This window comes from Pseudomonas sp. RIT-PI-a, from assembly GCF_001187875.1.
In the GTDB taxonomy this organism is placed as follows: Bacteria; Pseudomonadota; Gammaproteobacteria; order Pseudomonadales; family Pseudomonadaceae; genus Aquipseudomonas; species Aquipseudomonas coleopterorum.
In genome coordinates, this window is the sequence record NZ_LGIR01000001.1 from 138486 (window position 1) to 146810 (window position 8325).

Here is an 8325-nt window from a genome sequence, read left to right on the forward strand (position 1 = left end):
TGAAGTGAACAAGTGGTGGTTTCCTGCCTTGACGGCATTGGCTTTGCTCAACGGTTGCGCCAGCGTGGAACGTGGCTCCATTCCAGTGGTTGATTCCGGCTCCGCGGTCACCAATGGCGAGCGGGTATCGCGCACTGGCGGTTTCCGCCAGACCACCGTGGTTCGTCCAAAGGCACAGGCCCAGGCGATCACCGAAGATTCCGGCGTGGTCGTCATGGTGCCGCAAGGGGCGGGCTCGCAGCCGATCCAGAGCTTTCCTGCGCCAGGCAACAGTGCGCCGATCAGCACAGGGCCAATCACGCCCGGCCCGATAGTGCCCGGCCCCAGCAGCTCGGCGCCCGTGAGTCAGGCGCCGGCCTATACGCCGGCGGCGCCAAGCACGACCTACAACATGCCTGCCAGCGCTCCGAGCGGAATTCCGCGGGCCAGCAGCGGTAGCGGCCTGTCCGCCGACGAACAACTGGACGGCCCGGTCCTGGCACTGTTGACGACCGCTCAGCAACAGCAGGGTGGCGGCGATCTGAACGGCGCTTCCTCCAGCTTGGAGCGCGCTCAACGCATCGCACCGCGCGAGCCGCAGGTGCTGTACAAGCTGGCGCAAGTGCGGCTGGCCCAGGGTGACGCTGCCCAGGCCGAGCAACTGGCCCGCCGAGCGCTGACCTACGCTAATGGTCGTCCCGATCTTCAGGCGAGCCTGTGGAACATCATCGCCCAGTCGCGCGACAAGCAGGGCGATGCGGCGGGCGCCAACCTGGCTCGCCAGAAAGCCAAGAGTGCTTCGTGATGGATGATCGTTTCCTTGCGATCGCCGAGCATCTGCTGTTGATCGAACGCGAATTGCGTCAGCAGGGTTGGTGGCAGGATGTGCCACCCAGTGCCGAAGCGCTGGCCAGCGTCGAGCCGTTCAGCGTCGATACCCTGGACTTCGATCAATGGCTGCAGTGGATCTTCCTGCCCCGCATGAAGATCATCATCGAGCAGGATCTTCCCCTGCCCAACGCCTCGGGCATTCTGGCGATGGCCGAAATGGTCTACGCCGATCGTCCCGACCAGAGCCGCGGCCTGCGCGCCAGTCTGGCGCGCTTCGACGAGCTGATCGGGCAGGTACGCTAGACGCTTACGTGCACTGCTCGTCGATCACCTTGCGCACTTCCTCGATCTTCGCCTGACGCTCCTGCTCGGTCAGGCGCTTGACCTCGCCATTGACCTGCTGAAGCACCCGCGGATTGTTCTTGAGCTGCGCCAGGTTGGTCCTGACGCCGGTACAGAACTCGTTGCGTCGCGACGTCTCGTCGGCCACCTGCGACTTTACCTTTCGGTCGATCCGGCGTTGCTCGGCCTCGCCACTGGCTTTCATCACGGCTTCGTTGGAGATCGGCTCAGGCGGGGTTACCGGCTTCACGCCTTCCACGGCGGTCGCCTCAACGCCGTTGGGCGGTCGTGCATCAAAATGCGTCACGCCCTGGCTATCGACCCATTTGTAGATTTGTCCTGCCATCACCCATGGGGACAGGGCAAACAGCAGCAAACTTGCGGCAACGGTTGAACGCATAGCGCCTTCTCTGAGGGTTGGTTACGCATGAAACTACCATAGCTCATCAGCCAGGCAGGGTTTATTGCGCCGTTTGGGTGCAGGTGCGCAATAAAATGCACGCATCACTTGACTTGCAGCAGACGAATCACAACAATCCAAAGTCCGCTGTACAGGGACTGCCAGAAGCAGACCCACACAGCAGAGCACAGGCGCACACCAGCGCCGACCCGTAATACCCGCAACGCGTTACCTCGCGCTGGGTGGGAAAGCCCGTGACACTTGGGTGCTCCCAATACTTGCTCAGTCAGTGCTGACGTACGTCGGCGACCACCGTCGCTCATGCTCTGCTGGCAGTAAACCTATTAAGACCCGTTCCCATGGAGCGGTATTCTGGCGTTTTAGAGGTGAACAACGTGGAGCTTTTATCTGGCGCTGAAATGGTCGTCCGCTTCCTGCGCGACGAAGGCGTTAAGCACATCTACGGGTACCCCGGTGGTGCCCTCCTGCATGTCTATGACGCCCTGTTCAAGGAACCCGCAGTCGAGCACGTGCTGGTCCGGCACGAGCAGGCCGCAACTCACATGGCCGATGGCTATGCCCGCGCGACCGGCAAGGCCGGCGTGGTACTGGTGACGTCCGGCCCGGGTGCCACCAACGCCATTACCGGTATCGCCACGGCCTACATGGACTCCATTCCGATGGTGATCCTCTCGGGCCAGGTGGCCAGCACCCTGGTCGGCACCGACGCGTTCCAGGAAACCGACATGATCGGTATCTCCCGTCCCATCGTGAAGCACAGCTTCATGATCAAGCACGCCTCGGAGATCCCCGAAGTCCTGAAGAAGGCCTTCTACCTGGCGCAGTCCGGTCGTCCCGGCCCCGTGGTGGTCGATATTCCCAAGGACATGACCAACCCGGCTGAAAAATTCGAATACGTCTATCCCAAGAAAGCCAAGCTGCGCTCCTACAGCCCGGCGGTCCGCGGTCACTCCGGCCAGATTCGCAAGGCCGTGGAAATGCTCCTGGCCGCCAAGCGTCCGGTCATGTACGCAGGAGGTGGCGTCATTCTCGGTGGTGCTTCTGCCGCCCTGACCGAGCTGGCGCAGATCCTCGACCTGCCGGTGACCAACACCCTGATGGGCCTGGGCGCTTATCCGGGCATGGATCGTCAGTTCGTCGGCATGCTCGGTATGCACGGCAGCTACACCGCCAACCTGGCCATGCACCATGCCGATGTGATCCTGGCCGTGGGCGCCCGCTTCGACGACCGTGTGATCAACGGCGCGGCCAAGTTCTGCCCGAACGCCAAGATCATCCACATCGATATCGACCCGGCCTCGATCTCCAAGACCATCAAGGCAGACGTGCCGATCGTGGGTCCTGTGGACAGCGTCCTGACCGAAATGCTCGCAACCTTGAAGGACATCGGCGAAACCCCGAACAAGGACACCGTTGCCAGTTGGTGGAAGCAGGTCGAAGAATGGCGTGGCGATAACGGCCTGTTCCCCTACGACAAGGGCGATGGCTCCAAGATCAAGCCGCAGAAGGTCATCGAGACGCTGTGCGAAGTCACCCAGGGCGACGCTTACGTCACCTCGGATGTGGGCCAGCACCAGATGTTCGCGGCGCAGTACTACCTGTTCAACAAGCCCAATCGCTGGATCAACTCCGGTGGCCTGGGCACTATGGGCTTCGGCTTCCCGGCGGCCATGGGCGTCAAGATGAGCTTTCCCGAGGCCCACGTTGCCTGCGTGACCGGGGAGGGCAGTATCCAGATGAACATTCAGGAGCTGTCCACCTGTCTGCAATACGGCCTGCCGGTCAAGATCATCCTGCTCAACAATGGGGTACTTGGCATGGTGCGCCAGTGGCAGGACATGAGCTACGGCGGTCGTCACTCGCATTCCTACGTCGAATCGCTGCCCGACTTCGTCAAGCTCGTCGAGGCGTACGGTCACGTCGGCATGCGCATCACCGATCTCAAGGACCTCAAGCCGAAAATGGAAGAAGCCTTCGCCATGACCGACCGCCTGGTCTTCCTCGACATCCAGGTCGACGTCGGCGAGCACGTCTATCCGATGCAGATCAAGGACGGCTCGATGCGCGACATGTGGCTCAGCAAGACGGAGCGGACCTGATTATGCGGCACATCATTTCACTTTTGCTCGAGAACGAACCCGGCGCCCTGTCGCGCGTGGTAGGGCTGTTCTCGCAGCGCAACTACAACATCGAAAGCCTGACCGTGGCGCCCACCGAAGACCCGACCCTGTCGCGTCTGACGTTGACCACGGTAGGGCATGATGAAGTGATCGAACAGATCACGAAGAACCTCAACAAGTTGATCGAGGTGGTCAAGCTGGTAGACCTGTCGGAAAGCGCTCACATCGAACGCGAACTGATGCTGGTCAAGGTCAAGGCCACTGGCGCCCAACGCGCCGAGATCAAACGCACCACGGACATCTTCCGTGGGCAGATCGTTGATGTCAGCAGTAGCGTCTACACCGTTCAGCTGACGGGCACCAGCGACAAGCTGGATAGCTTCCTGCAGTCTATCGGCACCGCCTCGATCCTCGAAACCGTGCGCAGTGGCGTGACCGGTATCGCTCGTGGCGACAAAGTGCTGAGCATCTAACTCAATTGGCGACCGGCCGAAACGGCCTAGATAACAGGTGATATTCAATGAAAGTTTACTACGACAAAGATTGCGACCTCTCGATCATCCAGGGCAAGAAAGTAGCCATCATCGGTTACGGCTCCCAGGGCCACGCCCAGGCATGCAACCTGAAGGACTCGGGCGTCGACGTCACTGTGGGCCTGCGCAAGGGCTCGGCTACTGTCGCCAAGGCTGAGGCCCACGGCTTGAAAGTCGCCGATGTCGCTACCGCCGTTGCCGGTGCCGACCTGGTCATGATCCTGACCCCGGACGAGTTCCAGTCTCAGCTGTACAAGACCGAAGTCGAGCCCAACATCAAGCAGGGCGCTACCCTGGCGTTCTCCCACGGTTTCGCCATTCACTACAACCAGGTCGTGCCACGCGCCGACCTGGACGTGATCATGATTGCACCCAAGGCGCCGGGTCACACCGTTCGTACCGAGTTCGTCAAGGGCGGCGGTATCCCTGACCTGATCGCCATCTACCAGGATGCGTCGGGCAACGCCAAGAACGTCGCGCTGTCCTACGCTTCGGGCGTGGGTGGTGGCCGTACCGGCATCATCGAAACCACCTTCAAGGACGAGACCGAAACCGACCTGTTCGGTGAGCAGGCCGTTCTGTGCGGCGGTACCGTGGAACTGGTCAAGGCCGGCTTTGAAACCCTGGTTGAAGCCGGCTATGCACCGGAAATGGCCTACTTCGAGTGCCTGCACGAACTCAAGTTGATCGTCGACCTCATGTACGAAGGCGGTATCGCCAACATGAACTACTCGATCTCCAACAACGCCGAATACGGCGAGTACGTGACCGGTCCGGAAGTCATCAACGCCGAGTCGCGCCAGGCGATGCGCAACGCACTCAAGCGTATCCAGGATGGCGAATACGCCAAGATGTTCATCAACGAAGGCGCCACCAACTATCCATCGATGACCGCCAAGCGCCGCAACAACGCCGCTCATGGCATCGAAGTCATTGGTGAGCAGCTGCGTTCCATGATGCCTTGGATCGCTGCCAACAAGATCGTCGACAAAGCCAAGAACTGATACAGTTTTAAGCGATGAAAACGCGGCCCCGGCCGCGTTTTTTCGTTATGGTGGCAAGCTTCTGGTATAAAGCTGCAACGTTTTGCGGTCGAACCCTCGACCCAGACGCCTGTCGAAACTTTCCACACCGTTGCAAGGTATTGTCCATGAGCGAACGTCCCCAAGAGCCAAACAAGGCTCCTGACGCCGAAAGCCTCCTGCCGATCGATGAGCATGTCGAAGAAGGGCATGACGCCGAAGGACGTAAAGTCCGGCACCGCGGTATCTATCTTCTGCCCAATCTGTTCACCACGGCGAACCTGTTTGCGGGCTTCTACTCGATCATCAACTCGATCAGCGCCCAGAGCGCCGGCAATGCTGCCGAAGCCAGCAAGTACTTTGCTTACGCAGCCATCGCCATCTTCGTCGCCATGGTCCTCGACAGCCTCGATGGCCGAGTGGCACGCATGACCAACACCCAAAGCGCCTTCGGAGCGGAATACGATTCGCTTTCCGACATGGTCGCGTTCGGTGTCGCACCTGCACTGCTCGCCTTCGGCTGGGCACTGGGTGACATGGGCAAGGTCGGCTGGATGGTGGCCTTCATCTACGTCGCCGGCGCGGCGCTGCGTTTGGCACGCTTCAATACTCAGGTCGGTACGGCCGATAAACGCTATTTCATCGGTCTGGCCAGTCCCGCAGCGGCGGGTGTGGTTGCAGGGCTCGTATGGGCGTTCAGCGACTACGGCATCCAGGGCTCGAAGATGTCCTTCCTGGTCGCTCTGCTGGTCGCTGCTGCAGGCATGTTGATGGTCAGCAACATCAAGTACAACAGCTTCAAGGAGCTGGATCTCAAGGGGCGCGTACCCTTCGTGGCCATTCTGGCGGTCGTGCTGGTGTTCGCGGTGGTGTTCAGCGATCCGCCCCGTATTCTCCTGTTGATCTTCCTCGCCTATGCAGCGTCAGGTCCGATACAGTATTTGTTACGCATGCGTCGTCACAAAAAAGCCGACTAAATTCAATTTCACGCATAATCCGTAGTCTCTTGGTATGTTGAATACAGCCAAGGCTACGGAGGCACCATGCTCATCAAGCTACCGCGTGCTTCGGACTGCAAAGAGTCCGAAGTCACCCCCGAATCGATCTATCTCTCCCGTCGCTCGCTCATGGGCGCCACCGCAACAGCCCTGGCCGTTTCGGCACTTCCTTCCTGGGCATCCGCTGCCGATCCATCACGTTACGAAGGCGTCGACGCCAGCAGTGCGCCTGCGTGGTTGAATGACAAGTTGGGTCAAACCCGCTGGGGCGCGGTCACCGTACAAGGCGAGGCGATCACGCCTTTCAAGGATGCCACCCACTACAACAACTTCTATGAGTTCGGCACCGGCAAGGGCGATCCGGCAATCAATGCTGGCGCCTTGAAAACCGAACCCTGGTCGGTCGTGATAGACGGTGAGGTCGCCAAGCCAGGGCGTTATGCCCTCGAAGACTTCATGAAGCCCTATCAGTTGGAGGAGAGGATCTATCGGCTGCGCTGCGTCGAGGCGTGGTCCATGGTCATCCCCTGGATCGGCTTTCCCATCTCGGCTTTGCTCAAGCAGGTCGAGCCTACCTCGAAAGCCAAGTACATCCGTTTCGAAACCCTGCAGGATCCCAAGACCATGCCTGGCCAGCGTTCTGGCTTCGCCTTGATCAACTGGCCCTATGTAGAAGGCCTGCGCTTGGACGAAGCGATGAATCCGCTGGCGATTCTCGGCGTCGGCATGTACGGCCGCGAACTGCCCAACCAGAACGGCGCACCCTTGCGCCTGGTGGTGCCGTGGAAGTACGGGTTCAAAAGCATCAAGTCCATCGTCCGGATCAGCCTGGTCAGCGAGCAGCCAGAGACGACCTGGGAAAACATTGCACCGAGCGAGTACGGGTTCTATGCCAACGTGAACCCGGAAGTCGATCATCCGCGCTGGACACAGGCTCGCGAACGGCGCCTGCCCAGCGGGCTGTTCAGCCCCAACGTCCGCGAGACGGCAATGTTCAATGGCTACGGTGAGGAAGTGGCATCCCTCTATACCGGCATGGATCTGCGGAAAAACTACTGATGCGTTACCCGTTCTGGCGTTTGAGTGTATTCATGGTCGCTTGCGTATGGCCGCTGTTGTGGCTGTACCAGGCGTGGATATTTGCCTTGGGGCCCGATCCGGGCAAGGTGCTTGTCGATCGTTTGGGTCTGGGCACGTTGATTCTGGTGTTGATCACCCTGTGCATGACTCCCTTGCAAAAGCTGTCTGGCTGGCCGGGCTGGATAGCCGTACGCCGTCAATTGGGCGTTTGGTGCTTTGCCTATGTATGCTTGCATCTGGCCGCTTATCTGTTCTTCGTGCTTGGTTTGGACTGGGGGCAGCTTGGCGTCGAGCTGAGCAAGCGTCCCTATATCATCGTCGGAAGCTTGGCGTTCCTGTGCCTGCTGGCATTGGCCGTGACATCGAACCGCTACAGCCAACGGCGGCTGGGTCGTCGTTGGAAGCAACTGCACCGCCTCATCTATGCAGTGCTGGGGCTGGGGTTGCTGCACTTCCTCTGGATCGTTCGTGCAGACCTGGAGGAGTGGTCGATCTACGCGGCTGTCGGCGCATTCCTGATGCTGCTTCGAGTTCCTGCCGTGGCGCGGCGTATTCCCCGTCTAACGGGGCGAAAACCAGCTACCGCGAAAAAGGTTTGAATTAACGGTTGACGCCCCTCCAGATCTGTCTATAATTCGCCCCACTTCCGGCGCAGCCGAAACGATAAACGCCTTGTTAATCAATGAGTTAGTCGTTCAGGTGGTGAGGAAGTGCTTCGATCTTCAAGTTCGGAAGCGGTGAAAAAGGCAGTTGACAGCGGTTTGAAACGCTGTAGAATTCGCCTCCCGCTGACGAGTGATCGAAGCGAGTCAAGTGTTTGAAGTTGTTCAGGTTTCTGGAAAAATACTTCGAAATAAACGCTTGACAGAATATGAGGCCAGCGTAGAATGCGCGCCTCGGTTGAGACGAAAGAATCAACCCACCGCTCTTTAACAATTGAATCAAGCAATTCGTGTGGGTGCTTGTGAGTTAAGACTGTTAGTCAACAAGATTATCAGC

General features: G+C 59.4%; 9 protein-coding genes. 8 read left to right on the forward strand and 1 reads right to left on the reverse strand.

Annotated elements, in window-relative coordinates; translation table 11 throughout:
* Positions 1-4 precede the first annotated feature (4 nt).
* Both AC788_RS00555 and AC788_RS00560 read left to right on the forward strand, forming a co-directional pair.
* Complete coding sequence (locus tag AC788_RS00555; protein WP_049858690.1) at positions 5-784, forward strand: tetratricopeptide repeat protein; 780 nt, start codon at positions 5-7, stop codon at positions 782-784.
* Positions 784-1113 (forward strand): YqcC family protein, encoded by a 330-nt coding sequence (locus AC788_RS00560; protein ID WP_049858691.1) that lies wholly within the window; start codon positions 784-786, stop codon positions 1111-1113. Before AC788_RS00555 ends, AC788_RS00560 begins: the two co-directional genes overlap by 1 nt.
* A 4-nt stretch (positions 1114-1117) precedes the next feature.
* Here the strand turns inward: AC788_RS00560 and AC788_RS00565 are convergent, their stop codons facing one another.
* On the reverse strand, positions 1118-1552 hold the full coding sequence (locus tag AC788_RS00565) for a DUF4124 domain-containing protein (RefSeq protein WP_049858692.1): 435 nt from the start codon (positions 1550-1552) through the stop codon (positions 1118-1120).
* Positions 1553-1947: 395 nt separating this feature from the next.
* Between AC788_RS00565 and AC788_RS00570 the strand changes: the two genes are divergently transcribed.
* From AC788_RS00570 to msrQ, 6 genes are all read left to right on the forward strand, one after another.
* On the forward strand, positions 1948-3672 hold the full coding sequence (locus AC788_RS00570) for an acetolactate synthase 3 large subunit (protein ID WP_049858707.1): 1725 nt from the start codon (positions 1948-1950) through the stop codon (positions 3670-3672).
* A 2-nt stretch (positions 3673-3674) separates the two neighbouring features.
* Positions 3675-4166, forward strand: coding sequence for an acetolactate synthase small subunit (ilvN, locus tag AC788_RS00575; RefSeq protein ID WP_049858693.1), 492 nt, complete (start codon positions 3675-3677; stop codon positions 4164-4166).
* 47 nt (positions 4167-4213) lie between these two features.
* The gene (gene ilvC / locus AC788_RS00580) at positions 4214-5230 is read left to right on the forward strand and encodes a ketol-acid reductoisomerase (RefSeq protein ID WP_049858694.1); all 1017 of its coding nucleotides are present in this window, start codon (positions 4214-4216) and stop codon (positions 5228-5230) included.
* A 146-nt stretch (positions 5231-5376) separates the two neighbouring features.
* The gene (gene pssA, locus AC788_RS00585) at positions 5377-6225 is read left to right on the forward strand and encodes a CDP-diacylglycerol--serine O-phosphatidyltransferase (RefSeq protein WP_049858695.1); all 849 of its coding nucleotides are present in this window, start codon (positions 5377-5379) and stop codon (positions 6223-6225) included.
* A gap of 66 nt (positions 6226-6291) precedes the next feature.
* Positions 6292-7305 carry a protein-methionine-sulfoxide reductase catalytic subunit MsrP gene (gene msrP / locus AC788_RS00590; protein ID WP_049858696.1) on the forward strand — a complete coding sequence of 338 codons (1014 nt, stop codon included), beginning with the start codon at positions 6292-6294 and terminating at the stop codon, positions 7303-7305.
* Positions 7305-7925, forward strand: coding sequence for a protein-methionine-sulfoxide reductase heme-binding subunit MsrQ (gene msrQ, locus AC788_RS00595; protein WP_049858697.1), 621 nt, complete (start codon positions 7305-7307; stop codon positions 7923-7925). Before msrP ends, msrQ begins: the two co-directional genes overlap by 1 nt.
* Positions 7926-8325 lie beyond the last annotated feature (400 nt).